We start from the raw sequence: 17242 nt of genomic DNA, 5'->3' as shown, positions 1-17242 counted from the left end.
TCATTTTTCCTCATTTCTTTGCGTTCACTTTCTCTATGTCCGGCAATACTCTAGGTAAAAGCTTCCGCGTCACGAATTACGGCGAATCTCATGGTCCAGCGATCGGCGCAGTGATCGACGGCTGCCCTCCGGGCCTGGAGCTGTCTGAACAGGATATTCAGTTTGAACTGGATCGCCGCCGTCCTGGCACCTCGCGCCACGTGACTCAGCGCCGCGAGCCGGATCAGGTGGAAATTTTGTCCGGTATTTACGAAGGTCGTACAACTGGCACCCCCATTAGCCTGCTGATTCGCAACTCCGATGCGCGCAGCAAGGATTACGGTAATCTGCTGGATACCTTCCGTCCCGGTCATGCGGATTACACCTACTGGAAGAAGTTCGAGAACCGCGACCCGCGTGGTGGTGGTCGCTCTTCAGCTCGCCTGACTGCGCCTACCGTGGCGGCCGGTGCAATTGCCAAGAAATGGCTGGCCGAGCACTTCGGCGTGAAGATTCGCGGCTATATGAGCCAACTGGGTCCTATCTCTATTCCTTTCAAAAGCTGGGATGTGGTCGAGCAGAATCCCTTTTACGCGCCAGACCTGGACGTGGTGCCGCAGCTGGAAGCCTATATGGACGAGCTGCGTAAAGAAGGCGAATCGATTGGCGCACGCATTGAAGTCGTGGCCGAAGGCGTGCCTGCTGGTTGGGGTGAACCGATATATGACCGTCTGGATGCTGATATCGCCCATGCCATGATGGGATTGAACGCGGTAAAAGGCGTGTCCATTGGCGCTGGCTTTGATTGCATTACGCAAAAAGGCTCGGAGCACGGTGATGCGCTGTACCCCGATGGTTTCAAGACCAACCAGGCCGGTGGCGTATTGGGTGGTATTTCCTCCGGGCAGGCCGTGACGGTTTCCCTGGCGATCAAGCCTACTGCCAGCATCCGTACCATGCGTCCTTCCGTGAATCGAGCCGGTGAAGCGGTTGAAGTGCAGACACTGGGCCGTCACGATCCTTGTGTGGGTATTCGTGCCACGCCGATTGCCGAAGCCTTGCTGGCCATTGTGTTGATGGATCATTGTCTGCGTCATCGTTCGCAGTGCGGCGTCTGAAACTGAGGGTTTGCGCAGGACCCTAGCACTTCATTTTCTTGTCAGGTTTGTTTTTTGGAGCTGAGCATGAAAGGTATTGCGAAAGGAAAACGCCTTTTGGCGGCGGGTTTGATACTGGCCGTGACGGGCTGTGCCACGGTGCAGACGACGGAAAGCGGGACGGTAGGTGTCGAGCGCAAACAATTCATCTCCAATCTGGTGTCCGAGGCCGAGCTCAATCAGGCGGCGGCCCAGAATTATGCTCAGGTCTTGTCCCAGGCTCGGCAGCAAAAGGCGCTGGATACCGATGCGGCCCAGACTCGTCGGGTCAAGTCCATTGCCCAACGCCTGATCGATCAAGTCGGTGTTTTCCGTGCGGACGCCCGCTCCTGGAATTGGGAAGTCCACCTCATCAATGAGGACGAAGTTAATGCCTGGTGCATGCCGGGCGGCAAGATGGCGGTTTACAGCGGCTTGATCAAACGGATTCAGCCAACTGATGCGGAACTGGCTGCTGTCATTGGGCATGAGATTGCCCACGCCTTGCGAGAGCATTCGCGTGAGCAGGTTTCCCAGAAAATGGCGACGTCTTTCGGTTTGACGGTGCTATCCGCTCTGACTGGGGTACAGGCTGTGAACGATTTGGGCGGTACGCTCAGCGAAGTGATGTTTGAGTTGCCCAATAGCCGTACCCATGAGTCCGAGGCCGATCTGATTGGTGTTGAGCTGGCTGCGCGTGCAGGCTACGACCCGCGTGCTGCGGTCACCTTGTGGCAGAAGATGGGGGCCCTGGAGCAGGGCAGAAGTCAGCCGGAGTTCCTGTCTACTCACCCGGCGTCCTCAACCCGTATTGCGGATTTGCAGGCGATCTCGGAACGCGTCATGCCTTTGTATCAGCAGGCGGCCAAGCCTTGAAAGGCCGGCGTTAGAGGTACTAAATTTGAAACGAAGAACGCCCTCAATGTGGAGGGCGTTCTTCGTTTCATCACGGTGGCAATACCGAACTACGCTGGCCGAAACTGGGACGACCTGGTTTAGGCGCTTGTGAATCACCAGAGTACCGGCAACCGGCCCTTTCAGTTACTTGGGCTCTCCGGAAGGGAACAGGTGCGCCGCCATGAAGTCGACGAATACCCGTACCCTGGGCAGTAGTTGCCGATTGGACGGCCACAATATCCAGAAAGTACTGGAGGAGCCCGTCCATTCGTCCAGTACTGTGAGCAGTTCGCCGCGTTCAAGGGCTTGCTTGACGGCGAAGTCAGGCAGATACGCGATCCCGTGGCCCTGAATGGCCATATGCCGCAGGGTTTCGAGGTGATTGCTCGTCATGCCTGCTGCAGGGTGCCTATCAGCGTTCTCCTCGCCCCGGCGCAAGCGCCATTTCTCCAGCAAGCCGGTGTTGGGGATGCGGTGCAACAGGCAAGCATGCTGGCCGAGATCCTCGGGCCGTTCAGGCATGTTGTGCCGCTCGAAATAGCCGGGTGCACCCACGCACACGAAGCGGCTTGTGCCCAGGCGCTTGCTCATCAGCCGGGAGTCGCTCAACTCCCCGGTGCGCACGACCGCATCGAAACCTTCATCCACAACATCCACCAGGCGGTCGCTGAAATCCAGGTCGAGCTCGATGTGGGGGTAGTGGCTGGCAAAGGCCGATAACACGGGCCACATCAATCCACTGACCAGCGGCAGGCTTACCCGAAGTCGGCCTTGGGGAGCGGCAGTCGTGCTGGCTAGCTCATTTTCGGCTGCGGCGATTTCGGAGAGGATGCGCCGGCAGCGGTCGAGAAACAGCGTGCCTTCTACGGTGAGGCTGACACTACGGGTACTGCGCTGGAATAGACGCACCCCCAGTTTCTGCTCCAGCCGCGCGATCCCCTTACTGACGGCCGATGCGGAAATGCCTAATTGCCGCCCCGCTGCGGCGAAACTGCGCAGATCGGCCACTTGCACAAATATTGTCATGCCCCCGTGACTATCCATTTTCCCCTTCCCATTGATGACCTTTCTGTCATGTCTATCGTGAGTTGTGAGCTATTTTTCCACAAATAATTCCTACGTATCATCAATTATTCAAAAAAGGCCGTCACGACATGGCTATCAAGCACAGTCGCGAGAGTGTCACGTATGGCCTCGCGATTTTTAAGGGATACCCGATGAACACCACCACCACCGCGTCCATGTCCGACGCGCCCATTCGTAAATCCCCCTTGATCGTGACCGGGTGTCTGACGGCCGCCGTCATTCCCTTGAGCATCGCTGGTCCGGCTGTTGTCGTGCCTTCTATCAACCAAACTCTTGGTGGCAGCGCGGTCGAGCTGACCTGGATTATCAACGCCTACATCCTCAGTTATGGCAGTGCCACACTGGCGGCGGGCAGCCTGGCCGACACCTACGGGCGCAAGCGGATCTGGCTGTCGGGCATGTTGTTGTTTGCCTTGATTACGGCTCTCATCCCCTCCATGCCCTCCGTGTTCTGGATTGATCTTCTGCGGCTCATTCAGGGGCTGGGCGCGGCAGGTGCCTTTGCGGGGGCGATGGCGGCGCTAACGCAAGAGTTTGACGGGCATGCACGTACCCGTGTGTTCAGTCTGATCGGCACGACTTTTGGTGCCGGGGCGGCATTCGGTCCATTCCTTGCCGGACTACTGATCGACACACTGGGGTGGCAGTGGGTGTTTTATCTACCCGCGCTACTTGCTTTGCTGGCTTCAGCGCTCATTACCCCCTTTGCCCGCGAGACACGCGACCCCGATGCTGTGGGGCTGGATTGGCTCGGGGCCATCAGCTTTACTGCAGGATTGGCGGTGCTTACTTACGGCATTACCCTTGCCCCCGAGCGAGGCTGGGGCCATGCCTCGGTACTTGCTTGCCTGGCAAGTGCCGTGGTGCTGCTGGTCATCTTCGTCATCATCGAAAGACGTCATGCCAAACCCATGCTGGACCTGTCTTTGTTCGCTAATGCACGGTTTCTGGGTGTGCAAGTGTTGGCGCTGGCGCCAGCCTATGCCTATATCGTGCTGTTGGTCATGCTTCCAGCCCGATTCATTGGAGTGGAAGGATATAGCGCGCTGGCAGCGGGGCAGATGATGATTGCGCTATCTGCACCGCTATTAGTTGTGCCCTTTATTGCCGGTATTCTTGCGCGCTGGGTCAATGTCGGCGTGCTGTCTGGCATTGGTCTGGCCATTGCGGCTGTCGGACTGGCCTGGCTCGGATTGGTGCTGTCCGACGATGCGCCCAGCGAGCGTTTGCTGGCGATGCTGGTGATTGGCATCGGAATCGGCTTTCCTTGGGGATTGATGGATGGCTTGGCCGTGAGCGTTGTTCCCAAGGAGCGAGCGGGAATGGCGACGGGCATCTTCAATGCGGTACGTCTGGCTGGCGACGGGATAGCCATTGCCGTTGTGGGGGCCATCTTGTCTGCTCGCATTCTTTCGGGCTTGGCGACATTAGTAGCGGATGGCACGTTGGGCCAGATAAGGGGGGCAGACTTGCTGGGAGCCGCGAATCGATTAGCTATGAGCGATTTACAGAACGCTAGGGTGCTTTTGCCGACAGTGGGGCCTTCACCGCTATTGCAAGTGTACGAAAGTGCTTTCCGCTTCCAGCTGTTTGTTCTGGCTGGTGCTGCGGCAGTGACGGCGATTCTGGTGCTGGTGCTCTTGGGCAGGGTAAGGCGGCATGACTGATCTGGATCGTCTTCATTTCCTTAGCGCTCTTTCGGCTTGCATCGCCCCACGTCAACCTTCTTTACACCAAGCTGGCAATCAGCGGTGTCGAGATTTCGGCCACCGCTTTCCCAAGAACCAAATGCTGTTCAAGATCAAGGTGAACGCCATCGACCTTGCTGGAGCTAATGACACTGCCGGCATCAAAGAAATGGCAGTTCACTTCCTCGCACACCTGACGATAGGCGAGCGCCAACCCGACACATTTGTGTTCGCCGCCCTGGAACTTCGGTGCGATAGGTCCTTTCGGGGTTTGAATGGCAGGTGGCGCCACGACCAGTATCGGGGGTATGGGCATGCCCGGCTCAATCGCGGCGCAGCGGATGGCGGATACCAGCGCCAGGATGCCTTGTGATGAATGCCATGCATTGTGTTCGTGCATGGACTGAAAGTCATTCGTCCCCAGCATCAGGATGACCAGATCAAGAGGGGAGTGGATTTCAATCCGCTGTGCCAAGCCTGTTAATCCATTGCGTCCAGGCTTGAAAGGGTCGTCCCATACGGTTCGTCGTCCATTCAAGCAGTCTTCAATAACCCGGACTTTCTGGTCTGCAGCGCACAGCGCAATCTCCATGACACCTGGCCAGCGTTGCTCGAAAAGCAGGCGCTTTCTGCTTGCAGGAATAATTCCCCATGACAAGGAATCAGAGTAGACAAGAATGTGTTTCATGACTGCTCCATAGCGTTTTTCTAGATACTTTATACCGTAGCAGGATCGAGTTTATTGATGACCAGGCCGCTTGATTGCTTTGCCAGGTGTCAGACCAGTGCATATCGCTTCAATGCCTCTGTTGCCTGTCGCATGGGCAAGAGGCCTTCATCACCAAGCGCCTTGAGCGCGGCGGCCACAATCCATGGCGCGCTGGGAAATCTACTTGCTTCTGGGAGAGAGTCGGCCCCCAGGGCGACAAAGCGGGCAGAAACAAAGCCGCCGATCTGCTCGGCAATGTATTGCCCATATCCGGTGACGGCTAACACGGGCGATGGCGTCGATCCAAGGCAGTTCTGAAGATGCGCTGTTTTTTTCTTGGAGAGCGGATGGAGCATGTTCCAGCGTTCCACCTCCTGAGCTTCTCGTGTCAGACGGGTATAGCTGGGGCAACTCCAGACCTCGCTGCTGATATTCCAGACCTCGCGCAGGAGTCTGGCCGCCTCGACCACGTTTCCCAATGCCTGACCGGCTCCCAGTAAACGGATCGCCGAGTCGGGCGCAGCAAGAAGTTGGTACATGCCTTTGTACGCCTCCTGTACATCGGCTTGCCGTGAGATTGGCACCTTTCCAGTGTCATCGTGCAGTGTCATATAGAAAAAACCGGGCTCGTCGTCTACGTACATGGCTTGCAGGGCGGAACGCAAAATAGCGAGCGCTTCCTGCCCAGAAGCAGGGTCGTAGGGGATGCCGTTCAAGCTGTTGGCCAGCCAAAGCGGAACGGCGGGCTGTACGCTTTTGGGCCACCGCGAGGTGGTGATCTCAGCGTCGTTGCACACAATGCCGCGCTCGGCGGCTTCGTATATCGCAGCGCGCAGTCCGGCGACGGATTCGGAACGCAGCAGATAGAGCAATGGGATCTCGACGTGTTCAGGCCCATCTCGAAACCAGAGCGGCCATGCGCTGATATTGCCTGCGTCCATGTCAGTCTTATCCGAGGCTGGCACGGATGCCTGACCTGGAGAAGCCCGCACGATCCACATTTTGCTATGGGTTTTATCGTCTTGTGCCAAGTCCTGGGCGATGACTTGAAGCGCACGGTAAGGAGAGGCAGTAAGACAGGCTCGCTCCATGTCTTGCGTTGCCAGTTTTTCAAGGCACGCCGCCGCCGCCATCCGGGTTTGCGGCGTAGCGGTGGGCGGACGAAGACGCTCCAAATTCATGGTTTACCTCTGCTGATGGGTTTCTTGCATGACTGGGTGTCATGATTTACGATTGCATTTGCAACTATTGTAATTGCAACTATATTCACCAGCAAGGATAGTCATGACACAAGCCAGCGATCTCGTGTTCTATACGGCGGACACACCCAATGGGCAGAAGGTCAGCATTTTTCTCAAGGAAGCTGGACTGGTTTATGAGCAGTTTGACCTTGATCTTGATAGGGGAGATCAGCATCAAACGGATTTCCTCAAGATCAATCCAAACGGCAAGATTCCCGCCATCGTTGATCGGAAAAGCGGCCTGACTGTTTTCGAGTCTGGCGCGATTCTTTCTTATTTGTCATCCAGGACGGGATGCCTATTGCCCGCGACGGAAGCTGAAAACGTCGCTGTGCAGCAATGGTTGCATTTTCAGATTGGCAGCATTGGTCCGATGCTGGGGCAACTGTGGTGGTTTTTGCATGGCTCGAAAACAGGAAATGCCGAAGCGATACAGCGATACCGAACACAGTCGCTTCGGCTTTACCAGGTTGTGGACAGCAGACTGAGTGAATCCGCTTTTATCGCTTCGGAAAATTACAGCATTGCCGATATTGCCGCATTTACCTGGCTAAGAACCTGGGGCGAGCTGAGCCTGGATATCACCCCGTATACGCATGTGCAACGGTGGCTGGAGGTGATTGCTGCAAGGCCTGCGGTGCAGGCGGGGTTGCTGGCCAATAAACCGACCGCTCCGTCTTGCCGCTGAATGGTCTGATTCCGCCTGACGCCTGGCTTGTTGCGTGGGACTTCTACTGCTTGTGCTGCAGAATCATCCCTCGCGTTCACTTGCGCATGCTGATGGCCAAGCGATTGAATGCGCTCATCAAGGCAATCGCAAAACTCAGATCCGAAATTTCCGTATCGTTGAAATGGGCTTTCAAGGGCTCGAAGTGCTCGTCGGGTGCATGAGTGTGAGCAACATCCACCACGGATTCTGCCCATTCCAGAGCCGCACGTTCGCGTTCGTCAAAGTGCGCGCTGACACGCCAGCCTGCCAGACTGTCTATCTTGGCATTGAGCACGCCCGAGCTGCGCAAGGAGGCAGCGTGCATCTCCAGGCAAAAGGAGCAGCCGTTGATTTGCGAAATGCGCAAATTAACCAGCTCAATCAATTCTTTGCCCAGGCTGCTTTTGTCCAAAGCCAGCTTCGTTTGCAACAGGCCTTGATAGGCTTTGGGAGACAGGGTGTCGTAGGGAAGGCGAAGTGCACTCATGGCGTATCCAATCGAAAGTAAGGCAGGGGGCGGAGCAGGCCGTAGCTCTGTGCGGCGGGATTCACTGTTTGCGTCAGTCTGAGTATCAAGCCGGGCTATCCGCTTTACTTGTTGATTATCCATGAGTAATGTCCTGGTCATCAGTGACAAGAAAACAATAATTGACTAGGACATGGGTATGGATCTACGCCACTGGAAACCCAGCCGGGAACCAGGCATTCCTGTTTATCAGCAGTTGTACGAGCGCTTTCGGGATGCGATTGCTGCAGGCCAATTGCGCCCCGGCGACCGGGTGCCATCCATACGCAGTCTGGCCAGTGAGCTGAATGTGGCCAAGGGTACGGTGGAGCAGGCCTATCAAATCTTGCTGGGTGAAGGCTACTTTCTGGCACGAGGGCCGGCAGGAACGGTGGTGTCACCGCAGTTGGCCAGTTTGGCTGCGAAAAGATATGCCAGTGTCCCTGCCTCATCCCTGCGTGCCTCGCCATATGTACCAGCAGAAGACTCACCCCCTTTGCCATTTCAGCTGGGCCTGCCGGCTTTGGATGCCTTTCCGCGCAAGACCTGGGCACGACTGGCCAACCAGAATCAGCGCTCTTTGGGGGGCGTGGCAATGCGTTACCCCGATCCGGTGGGCTATGCGCCGTTGCGGCGGGCTATTGCGGCTTATTTGGGCGTATCGCGCGGCATAGCTTGTCTGCCGGAGCAGATCTTTGTGACGGCCGGGTATTGGGGGGCGCTGGAGCTCGTGTGTCGTAGCGTTCTAAATCCGGGTGACGCGGGCTGGTACGAAAATCCTGGCTATATTTTTGCCCGCCAGTTCTTGAAGCAGGCCGGCATGCACGTGCATGCGGTGCCGCTGGATGAAGACGGCCTGAACCTTATAGCCGGACAGCAGCATTGCCCACAGGCACGCTTTGCCATCGTGACCCCCACTCATCAAAGCCCTATGGGCATGGCCATGTCCCTGCCCAGGCGTTTGCAATTGCTGGAGTGGGCCAGACAGCAGCAGGCCTGGATTGTGGAGGACGATTACGACAGCGAGTTTCGCTATCACGGACGTCCTTTGCCTGCCCTGAAAAGTCTGGATAGGGACGACAGGGTGATCTATACCGGCACCTTCAGCAAGGTTCTGAATCCCGGTTTGCGGCTGGCGTACTTGGTCGCACCCTTGTCCCAGGTGGAGCGTTTCCAGCAGGCGGCTCACTATTCAGGCGGGCCGGGTTCCATCCTGACGCAGGCTGCCGTGGCGGACTTCATGGAGCAGGGCTACTTTGCGCGGCACTTGCGCAAGATGCGGGCTTTGTATGCACAACGTCGGGCTTATTTGGTGCAGGCTCTGCAACAGATACTGGGGGAGCGCTTGCAGGTGCAAAGCCAGGCAGGGGGGATTCATGTGCTTGCCAATTTGAGGAGGGCAGAAGATGACCGGCCTTTGGCCAAGGCTGCCCAGGAACATGGCCTGGCCGTTCAGGCCTTGAGCGATTGGCAAATATCGCCTGCTGTGCATAAGGGGCTGTTGATGGGCTTTGCCAATATCAGCGATCAGGGCATGGCCGATGAATGGGTAGAACGTTTGAGCTTGGCCATTGCTGAACCTTCTTGAACAAGAGTCCGGCCTGCAGCAGTCGCCAAGGCTGACGACGTTGGTCTCCCGGAGCCTTCTTTGACAAGGCTCCGGGAGACCTTTTTCAGGGGCATGTTTCTATTTAGGGTGGTAGTCCCAATACTAGTATGGAAACTGGTCTTGTCCCAGTTACTGCGCCTGTCATAATAAGAAAAAATTAATGTGCAGCCCGCTTTGTGCGGACTGTAATTTCAACTGAATCGCGAGAGCGCAATGGCAAAAACCTTATACGATAAGTTGTTCGACGAACACGTCGTGCATCAGGACACGGATGGCACCTGTTTGATCTACATTGATCGCCACTTGCTGCATGAAGTGACCAGCCCCCAGGCCTTTGAAGGCTTGACTCTGGCCGGCCGCAAGCCTTGGCGCATCAGTGCCAACCTGGCTGTGGCGGACCACAACGTCCCCACCACCTCCCGTCAGAACGGTATTGAAGACCCGATCTCGCGCCTGCAGGTCGATACCCTGGACGCCAACTGCGAAGAATTCGGCATTACCGAATTCCGCATGAACGACGTGCGTCAGGGCATTGTGCACATTGTCGGCCCTGAGCAGGGCGCGACCTTGCCTGGCATGACCGTGGTTTGTGGTGACTCCCACACCAGCACGCACGGTGCCGTGGGCGCTTTGGCCTTTGGTATTGGTACCTCGGAGGTCGAGCACACGCTGGCCACTCAGACCTTGCTGATGAAGAAAAGCAAAAGCATGCTGATCCAGGTGGACGGCAAGCTGCCTTTTGGCTGTACTGCCAAGGACCTGATCCTGTACGTGATCGGTCAGATCGGTACTGCTGGTGGTACCGGCTACGCCATTGAGTTCGGCGGCTCGGCAATTCGCGCCTTGTCTATGGAAGGCCGCATGACCGTGTGCAATATGGCGATTGAAGCCGGTGCACGTTCAGGCATGGTGGCTGTGGACGAGCAAACCATTCAGTATCTGCGTGGCCGTCCTTACTCGCCCAAAGGCGTGTTGTGGGATCAGGCTGTGGCTTACTGGAACACCTTGCACACTGACGAAGGTGCCGAGTTTGATCGCGTGATTCGCATCGATGCCAGTCAGATCACCCCTCAGTTGACTTGGGGTACCTCGCCTGAAATGGTGTTGCCTATTGACAGCCGCGTACCCGATCCAGAGAAAGAAAAAGACGAAGTCACCCGCAATGGCATGGAGCGTGCATTGGAGTACATGGGCCTGACGCCCAATATGCCCTTGACCGACATCCGTATCGACCGCGTGTTCATTGGCTCCTGTACCAATGCCCGTATCGAGGACTTGCGTGCGGCTGCCAGCGTGGCCAAGGGTCGCAAAGTCGCTTCCAACGTCAAGCAGGCCATGATTGTTCCCGGCTCCGGTCTGGTGAAACGTCAGGCCGAGCAAGAAGGTCTGGACAAGATTTTCCTGAACGCCGGTTTTGAATGGCGTGAGCCTGGTTGCTCCATGTGTCTGGCCATGAACGCTGACCGGCTGGAACCGGGCGAGCGTTGCGCTTCGACCTCCAACCGTAACTTTGAAGGACGTCAGGGGCAGGGTGGTCGTACCCACCTGGTCAGCCCAGCCATGGCAGCGGCTGCCGCCATTGCCGGCCATTTTGTCGACGTGCGTTCGTTCAACTGAGGAAATCCACACCATGCAAGCATTTACTACTCATGAAGGTCTGGTCGCTCCCTTGGATCGGGAGAACGTGGATACGGACTTGATCATCCCCAAGCAGTTCCTCAAATCCATCAAGCGCACCGGCTTTGGCCCCAACTTGTTTGATGAGTTGCGTTATCTGGATCACGGCGAGCCCGGCATGGACAATTCCCGCCGCCCGCTGAACCCGGACTTTGTGCTGAACCAGGACCGCTACCAGGGCGCTTCCGTACTGCTGGCGCGCAAGAACTTTGGTTGTGGCTCCAGCCGTGAGCACGCTCCCTGGGCCTTGATGCAATATGGTTTTCGCGCCATTATCGCGCCGTCTTTTGCCGATATTTTCTTCAACAACAGCTTCAAGAACGGCTTGCTGCCCATCGTCCTGAACGAGCTGGATATTGCCCGCCTGTTCGATGAAGTCAAAGCTTTCCCCGGCTACAAGCTGCGTATTGATCTGGCCGAACAGCGCGTGATCACGCCTGAAGGCCGTGAATTGCCGTTCACTATCGATGCGTCGCGCAAGCACAGCCTCTTGAATGGTCTGGATGAAATTGGCCTGACCTTGCAGAAAGCGGACATGATCCGTCAGTACGAAGCCGAGCGTCTGGCCCGTCACCCCTGGCTGGTTGGCCAGCCTTGAGCCTGGGCGCAGGTTTTGTAGAAGCTTCGCTGTTGCTGCCTTTCTGGGGCAGCCAAGATGCTCCGGCCATCAGGCCGGAGTTCTTCAAACTTATTCCCTAATTTTTACGTCCTACTCATCATGACTCATAAAATTGCAGTATTGCCCGGTGATGGCATCGGTCCCGAGATTACCGAACAGGCGCAGCGCGTACTGGGTGCTCTGGGCATGGATCTGGAAATGACCGTGGCTCCCGTGGGCGGCGCCGCTTACGATTTGCACGGCCACCCCCTGCCACCTGAAACGCTGAGCCTGGCTCAAAACTCCGACGCTGTGCTGTTCGGCGCCGTGGGTGACTGGAAATACGACTCGCTGGAGCGTCACCTGCGTCCCGAGCAAGCCATTTTGGGTTTGCGTCGTGCCATGGGCCTGTTCGCCAACCTGCGTCCCGCCATCCTGTACCCGCAACTGGCTAACGCTTCTACCTTGAAACCAGAAGTTGTGTCCGGTCTGGATATCCTGATCGTGCGCGAATTGACAGGTGATATTTACTTCGGTCAGCCTCGTGGCGTTCGTACGGTGGAAGAGGGTAACTTCGCGGGTGAGCGTCAGGGCTTTGACACCATGCACTATGCTGAAAGCGAAGTGCGCCGTATCGCTCACGTGGGTTTCCAGGCCGCACAGAAACGTCAAAAGCGCTTGTGCAGCGTGGACAAGTCCAATGTGCTGGAAACATCCCAGTTCTGGCGCGACATCATGATTGATGTGGCCCGCGAATATCCGGACGTGGAATTGAGCCACATGTATGTGGACAACGCCGCCATGCAGTTGGTGCGCGCACCAAAAGAATTCGACGTGATCGTCACAGGCAACCTGTTTGGCGATATCCTATCGGATGAAGCGGCCATGTTGACAGGCTCCATTGGCATGTTGCCTTCGGCATCTCTGAACGCATCCCAGCAAGGTTTGTACGAACCCAGCCACGGCTCGGCACCCGATATCGCCGGTCAGGACAAGGCCAATCCTTTGGCCACCATTTTGTCCGCTGCCATGTTGCTGCGCTACTCGCTCAATGCAGAAGACCAGGCCAAGCGTATCGAAGCGGCGGTTGCCAGCGTGCTCGAACAAGGTCTGCGCACCGGTGACATCTACGAAGACGGTTGCCAATTGCTGAGCACCAGTGCGATGGGGGATGCAGTGCTCAAGGCTTTGCGATAGTATCTTTTATCGTTTTATTTTTTTATATATCCAGGTGGTATTACCATGACTCAAGCGGTAGGTTTGGTCGGCTGGCGTGGGATGGTGGGCTCCGTGCTCATGCAGCGCATGCGCGACGAAGGCGATTTTTCCCTTTTTCAGCCGGTGTTTTTCTCGACTAGCAATGCTGGCGGCGCAGCTCCTTCGTGGGCTGACGGTGCTGGCCCATTGCAGGACGCCCACGATATTGACGCCTTGAAAAAGTTGCCAATTATTGTGACGGCCCAGGGTGGAGATTACACAAGCCAGATCTACCCCAAGCTGCGTGCTGCTGGCTGGAATGGTTTGTGGATTGACGCGGCCAGCACGCTGCGCATGGATGAAAACTCCGTGATCGTGCTGGACCCGATCAACCGTCCTGTTATCGATGCTGCACTGGCCAAAGGTGGCAAGCAGTTCATCGGTGGCAACTGTACGGTTAGCTGCATGCTGATGGGTCTGGGCGGTCTGTTCAACCAGAATCTGGTTGAGTGGATGACCAGCATGACTTACCAGGCTGCTTCCGGTGGTGGCGCACAGCATATGCGCGAACTGCTGACTCAGTTCGGTCTGATCAACCAGTCCGTCTCCAGCCTGCTGGACGATCCCGCATCGGCTATTCTGGATATTGACCGCGGTGTCTTGCAGACACAACGCGACCCCAATCTGCCTCAGAAAAACTTTGGCGTACCCCTGGGCGGTAGCCTGATCCCCTGGATCGACTCCGATCTGGGCAATGGCATGACGCGTGAAGAGTGGAAAGGCGGTGTGGAAACCAACAAAATCCTGGGCCGTGGTGCACAGGACAAGCACATTCCTATCGACGGTCTGTGCGTGCGTATCGGTGCCATGCGCTGCCACAGCCAGGCACTGACCATCAAGCTGACCCGCGATGTTCCGCTGGACGAGATCACCGACATCCTGGCTGAAGGTTCCAAGTGGGCCAAGGTTGTGCCTAACGAGCGTCAAGCCACGGTCGAAGCGCTGACTCCAGTTGCCGTCACCGGCACGCTGGATATCCCTGTGGGCCGTCTGCGCAAGCTGAACATGGGCCCCGAGTACCTGAGCGCCTTCACGGTTGGCGACCAGTTGCTGTGGGGTGCGGCTGAACCGTTGCGCCGCATGTTGCGCATCGCTTTGGGCGAGCTCTAATCATGGCTGGCCGCCTGCATCCTGTACGTACGCTGGGTTCGGCCCTGCTATTGGCCGGGATGCTGGCGGCTGCGCCGGTTTCCGCCCTGGAAATCGGTCATAGTCGTTTTGTGTCGGCTCCTAATCAGGTTTTCAAGCTGGATGTGGGCATTCGACAGATCAGCCCTGAAGAAAGCTTGTCCTTGAAGGTGACACCCGCCCCCTTGTCCGCCTGGCAACAGGCGGGCTTGACCCCTCCGGTTGACTTGGACTCCTTGAAGGCCGTGATCGAGCGGGATGGGCAGGGGCAAGTACGACGCATTCGGTTGTCCTCCGAGCAGATGTTCTCGGGCTCGGTGGCCGATGTGCTCTTGCAGATTCAAAGTGATAGCGGGCAGTTCCTGCATCAGGTCAGCGTCCTGGCTCCGGCCCCGGTGGCCGTGAAGGCAGTGGCTCAGCCACAGGCAGCGTATCGGGCACCGGTATCCGTGCAGGCTTCTGCTTCGAGCTCTGCATCCAGTGTGCAGACCCAAAGCGCGGTACGCGTGAAATCGGGTGATACCTTGCATGCCCTGGCGCGCCGCCATGCGGTGGATGGTGTCAGCTCTTATCAGTGGATGATGGCGGTTCAAAAGCAGAACCCGAATGCCTTCATCGACCAGAATATGCATCGCCTGAAGGCGGGCCAAACGCTACAGATTCCTGATGCGGCGGCCATGTTGTCCATTGACGATGCCCAAGCTCGCCGCTTCTATGTTGATCAGGCTCAGGCCTTGCGCTCCGCTGCGCAAGCAGGACAGGATCAGGTGGATGCATCTCAAGGTGTAGCACAAACAGGCTCCGGCGAGCCAGGTGCTCAGGCGCAAGGCCAGGATCGTTTGCTATTGTCGGCAGGGGCAGAGGCCCGTGACGCCAAACAGCAATTGCAGCAGGAGCTGCGCGAGACCGGCGATCGTGTCTCGCAGCTGGAAGAGAATGTCTCCACCCTGGGCCGTGCCTTGCAGTCCCAAGGCGAGGCCGCTAAAGATCTGATCCTGGATTCAGCGCAGGAGCTGGGTCTGGGTGACTCTGGCAGCGATGCTGCTACTGGTAATACTTCTTCTGGCGCCTCAGGCGCCGCTTCTTCTGCCGCCGTGGCAGGAGCGATTTCCGTGCCATCCGAGCCCGAACAGGGCAAGATGGCCGGTGCAGTTAACAAGGCAAAAAAGACCGTGTCCTGGATTCAAGAACATATGTTGGCCGTGATGGCCGTGGTACTGGCGTTGATTGTGGTCCTGGTGACCTGGGTTTTGCGTCGTGCCAATACTGAAAATCGCCATGGCGATGATTCCCCTGCGCCTGTCAGCGAAGCGATGGTTCGGGAAAAGCTGGAAAAAATCAATCTGGATCTGGACCAGCCGCCTTCGGACGAGCCTCCTGTACGTCAGTAAGGTAAAGCCACCATGAGACGTATCGCACTGGGTGTCTGCTATGAAGGGACATCCTGGTTGGGTTGGCAAAGTCAGGCCGGTGGCAACACCGTTCAAGATGTTCTGGAGCAGGCACTGGGCCGTTTTACGGCCCAGCCTGTTTCTACGATCTGCGCCGGTCGCACCGACACTGGCGTTCATGCCCTCAATCAAGTCGTTCATCTGGACACGGCTGCCGAGCGCAGCCTGGAGTCGTGGGTACGCGGTTTGAATGCCTTGCTGCCGGACTCTGTATCCGTGCAATGGGCACGCGAAGTGCCGGATGATTTTCATGCCCGCTTCTCGGCCCAAGGCCGTCATTACGTTTATCTGCTGCGCCAGCACCGGGTGCGTTCCCCCTTGTTGCATGGTCGAGTGGCCTGGGTGTTTCGTCCTTTGGACCTGGCTCTGATGCAAGAGGCCGCCCAGCACCTGGTGGGCGAACATGATTTCAGCGCGTTTCGTTCCTCGCAATGCCAGGCGGCCAGTCCGGTGCGCACCATGTCGCAGATCCGGATTGAACAGCAAGGCGACTTTTTTTTGTTCCGTTTCAGCGCCAATGCCTTTTTACATCACATGATCCGCAATCTGATGGGCATGCTGATTTATATCGGCCAAGGCCGTCAGCCGCCTGATTGGGTGCTGCATTTATTGGCACAGCGCGATCGCCGCTTGTCAGCCCCGACTTTCGATGCCAGTGGCCTGTATCTGGCCGGGGTGGATTACCCCAAGCAGTTCGATATTCCCGCCAGCAATCCCTACGATTTGCTCTATGAGTTAAGTGGATTGCGTTTTGGTGAAACGGCCTGAAAAAAATCATGATTTAGTCCGTTTCTAAAGGGTTTATCCCCGGTATTCGAACCGGCTTCACATGCTTCAATCGTATAAAATGTGAAGCCATTTTCTTCTCTTACATTCTTATCTGTATAAGGCCGACCACCTTCGAGCATTAGCCACAAGCGAATCCTGAAGGCGACCATATCCTGAGCAAGGCCATGAAATTCTTCTTACGATTGTCTAGTTTGATCGACCGTCTGAATACGGTCGTTGGTAAGTCCGTGACTTGGCTGACCCTGATCGTGGTGTTGGTCAGTGCGATTAACGCCATCGTGCGTAAAGTGTTCGGCGTCAGTTCGAACTACTGGCTTGAATTGCAGTGGTATTTGTTTGGTGCAATTTTCTTGCTGGCCGCTGGTTATACCTTCTTTGTGAACGAGCATGTTCGGGTGGATGCTTTGGCGGAACGATTCCCGCCCCGGGTTCAGGTCTGGATCGATGTTATCGGCGTGATCTTTTTCCTTTTGCCCGCCACACTGCTTATTTTCTGGCTCTCGATTCCCTTTTTCCAGCAATCCTATGTGCTGAACGAACTCTCCTCCAATACCGGGGGGATGATACGTTGGCCGGTCAAGCTATTGATTCCCGTTGGCTTCTTTTTGTTAGCCCTGGCCGGTGTATCGCATTTGATCAAATGCATAGGCTTTTTGCGTGGTGCTTGTCCCAACCCCTTGTTAAGAAATGGGGGGCTGAGTGCCGAAGAAGAACTTGCCCAGGAAATCCGCGAGATTGCCCAGGCAAATGAAGCAACAATCTCTGTTTCCAAGGGCCAGTAAC

16 protein-coding genes are annotated in these 17242 nt (G+C 56.7%); 12 read left to right on the top strand and 4 right to left on the bottom strand.

What is annotated here, in order from left to right:
- The first annotated feature begins 35 nt into the window (after window positions 1-35).
- On the top strand, window positions 36-1097 hold the full coding sequence (aroC, locus tag NIZ92_RS10975) for a chorismate synthase (protein WP_035272817.1): 1062 nt from the start codon (window positions 36-38) through the stop codon (window positions 1095-1097).
- Between the two features lie 66 nt (window positions 1098-1163).
- Window positions 1164-1991 carry a M48 family metallopeptidase gene (locus NIZ92_RS10970; RefSeq protein WP_115633778.1) on the top strand — a complete coding sequence of 276 codons (828 nt, stop codon included), beginning with the start codon at window positions 1164-1166 and terminating at the stop codon, window positions 1989-1991.
- Window positions 1992-2156: 165 nt separating this feature from the next.
- Here NIZ92_RS10970 and NIZ92_RS10965 read toward each other — a convergent pair whose 3' ends face one another.
- Window positions 2157-3056: a LysR family transcriptional regulator gene (locus NIZ92_RS10965; RefSeq protein ID WP_254001917.1), complete on the bottom strand. Its 900-nt coding sequence runs from the start codon at window positions 3054-3056 to the stop codon at window positions 2157-2159.
- Between the two features lie 173 nt (window positions 3057-3229).
- Here NIZ92_RS10965 and NIZ92_RS10960 point away from each other — a divergent pair, with 173 nt between their 5' ends.
- A complete protein-coding gene (locus NIZ92_RS10960; RefSeq protein WP_254001916.1) occupies window positions 3230-4765 on the top strand; it encodes an MFS transporter in 1536 nt (511 codons plus the stop codon).
- Window positions 4766-4826: 61 nt separating this feature from the next.
- On the opposite strand, the gene NIZ92_RS10955 is transcribed toward NIZ92_RS10960, so the two are convergent.
- Window positions 4827-5474 carry an SGNH/GDSL hydrolase family protein gene (locus NIZ92_RS10955; protein WP_254001915.1) on the bottom strand — a complete coding sequence of 216 codons (648 nt, stop codon included), beginning with the start codon at window positions 5472-5474 and terminating at the stop codon, window positions 4827-4829.
- A gap of 89 nt (window positions 5475-5563) precedes the next feature.
- Window positions 5564-6676 (bottom strand): pyruvate dehydrogenase, encoded by a 1113-nt coding sequence (locus NIZ92_RS10950; RefSeq protein ID WP_254001914.1) that lies wholly within the window; start codon window positions 6674-6676, stop codon window positions 5564-5566.
- Window positions 6677-6779: 103 nt separating this feature from the next.
- On the opposite strand from NIZ92_RS10950, the gene NIZ92_RS10945 reads away from it, so the two are divergent.
- Window positions 6780-7424, top strand: a complete 645-nt coding sequence (locus NIZ92_RS10945) for a glutathione S-transferase family protein (RefSeq protein WP_254001913.1) — start codon at window positions 6780-6782, stop codon at window positions 7422-7424.
- Window positions 7425-7500: 76 nt separating this feature from the next.
- Here the strand turns inward: NIZ92_RS10945 and NIZ92_RS10940 are convergent, their stop codons facing one another.
- Window positions 7501-7932, bottom strand: coding sequence for a carboxymuconolactone decarboxylase family protein (locus tag NIZ92_RS10940; protein ID WP_115633773.1), 432 nt, complete (start codon window positions 7930-7932; stop codon window positions 7501-7503).
- 178 nt (window positions 7933-8110) lie between these two features.
- Here NIZ92_RS10940 and NIZ92_RS10935 point away from each other — a divergent pair, with 178 nt between their 5' ends.
- From NIZ92_RS10935 to NIZ92_RS10900, 8 genes are all read left to right on the top strand, one after another.
- A complete protein-coding gene (locus tag NIZ92_RS10935; protein WP_254001912.1) occupies window positions 8111-9538 on the top strand; it encodes a PLP-dependent aminotransferase family protein in 1428 nt (475 codons plus the stop codon).
- 234 nt (window positions 9539-9772) lie between these two features.
- On the top strand, window positions 9773-11176 hold the full coding sequence (leuC, locus tag NIZ92_RS10930; RefSeq protein ID WP_009462151.1) for a 3-isopropylmalate dehydratase large subunit: 1404 nt from the start codon (window positions 9773-9775) through the stop codon (window positions 11174-11176).
- A 13-nt stretch (window positions 11177-11189) separates the two neighbouring features.
- Window positions 11190-11834, top strand: coding sequence for a 3-isopropylmalate dehydratase small subunit (leuD, locus tag NIZ92_RS10925; RefSeq protein ID WP_009462149.1), 645 nt, complete (start codon window positions 11190-11192; stop codon window positions 11832-11834).
- A gap of 120 nt (window positions 11835-11954) precedes the next feature.
- Window positions 11955-13031 (top strand): 3-isopropylmalate dehydrogenase, encoded by a 1077-nt coding sequence (leuB, locus tag NIZ92_RS10920; RefSeq protein ID WP_009462147.1) that lies wholly within the window; start codon window positions 11955-11957, stop codon window positions 13029-13031.
- A gap of 45 nt (window positions 13032-13076) precedes the next feature.
- A complete protein-coding gene (gene asd, locus NIZ92_RS10915) occupies window positions 13077-14201 on the top strand; it encodes an aspartate-semialdehyde dehydrogenase (RefSeq protein ID WP_026483365.1) in 1125 nt (374 codons plus the stop codon).
- Between the two features lie 2 nt (window positions 14202-14203).
- Window positions 14204-15610 carry a FimV family protein gene (locus tag NIZ92_RS10910; RefSeq protein ID WP_254001911.1) on the top strand — a complete coding sequence of 469 codons (1407 nt, stop codon included), beginning with the start codon at window positions 14204-14206 and terminating at the stop codon, window positions 15608-15610.
- Window positions 15611-15622: 12 nt separating this feature from the next.
- Window positions 15623-16438 carry a tRNA pseudouridine(38-40) synthase TruA gene (gene truA, locus NIZ92_RS10905; protein WP_137430292.1) on the top strand — a complete coding sequence of 272 codons (816 nt, stop codon included), beginning with the start codon at window positions 15623-15625 and terminating at the stop codon, window positions 16436-16438.
- Between the two features lie 185 nt (window positions 16439-16623).
- Window positions 16624-17241: a TRAP transporter small permease subunit gene (locus NIZ92_RS10900; protein WP_035272797.1), complete on the top strand. Its 618-nt coding sequence runs from the start codon at window positions 16624-16626 to the stop codon at window positions 17239-17241.
- The last annotated feature ends 1 nt before the right edge of the window (window position 17242 follow it).

The organism is Alcaligenes sp. 1735tsa3, assembly GCF_024134565.1.
Taxonomy (GTDB): domain Bacteria; phylum Pseudomonadota; class Gammaproteobacteria; order Burkholderiales; family Burkholderiaceae_B; genus Alcaligenes; species Alcaligenes phenolicus.
The sequence above is the reverse complement of the archived record's forward strand: the minus strand, read 5'-3'. Positions and strand labels throughout refer to the sequence as shown.

Coding starts and splice junctions, on each gene's coding strand:
- aroC (WP_035272817.1), top strand. CDS start 36: ATGTCCGGCAATACTCTAGGTAAAAGCTTCCGCGTCACGAATTACGGC.
- NIZ92_RS10970 (WP_115633778.1), top strand. CDS start 1,164: ATGAAAGGTATTGCGAAAGGAAAACGCCTTTTGGCGGCGGGTTTGATA.
- NIZ92_RS10965 (WP_254001917.1), bottom strand. CDS start 3,056: ATGGATAGTCACGGGGGCATGACAATATTTGTGCAAGTGGCCGATCTG.
- NIZ92_RS10960 (WP_254001916.1), top strand. CDS start 3,230: ATGAACACCACCACCACCGCGTCCATGTCCGACGCGCCCATTCGTAAA.
- NIZ92_RS10955 (WP_254001915.1), bottom strand. CDS start 5,474: ATGAAACACATTCTTGTCTACTCTGATTCCTTGTCATGGGGAATTATT.
- NIZ92_RS10950 (WP_254001914.1), bottom strand. CDS start 6,676: ATGAATTTGGAGCGTCTTCGTCCGCCCACCGCTACGCCGCAAACCCGG.
- NIZ92_RS10945 (WP_254001913.1), top strand. CDS start 6,780: ATGACACAAGCCAGCGATCTCGTGTTCTATACGGCGGACACACCCAAT.
- NIZ92_RS10940 (WP_115633773.1), bottom strand. CDS start 7,932: ATGAGTGCACTTCGCCTTCCCTACGACACCCTGTCTCCCAAAGCCTAT.
- NIZ92_RS10935 (WP_254001912.1), top strand. CDS start 8,111: ATGGATCTACGCCACTGGAAACCCAGCCGGGAACCAGGCATTCCTGTT.
- leuC (WP_009462151.1), top strand. CDS start 9,773: ATGGCAAAAACCTTATACGATAAGTTGTTCGACGAACACGTCGTGCAT.
- leuD (WP_009462149.1), top strand. CDS start 11,190: ATGCAAGCATTTACTACTCATGAAGGTCTGGTCGCTCCCTTGGATCGG.
- leuB (WP_009462147.1), top strand. CDS start 11,955: ATGACTCATAAAATTGCAGTATTGCCCGGTGATGGCATCGGTCCCGAG.
- asd (WP_026483365.1), top strand. CDS start 13,077: ATGACTCAAGCGGTAGGTTTGGTCGGCTGGCGTGGGATGGTGGGCTCC.
- NIZ92_RS10910 (WP_254001911.1), top strand. CDS start 14,204: ATGGCTGGCCGCCTGCATCCTGTACGTACGCTGGGTTCGGCCCTGCTA.
- truA (WP_137430292.1), top strand. CDS start 15,623: ATGAGACGTATCGCACTGGGTGTCTGCTATGAAGGGACATCCTGGTTG.
- NIZ92_RS10900 (WP_035272797.1), top strand. CDS start 16,624: ATGAAATTCTTCTTACGATTGTCTAGTTTGATCGACCGTCTGAATACG.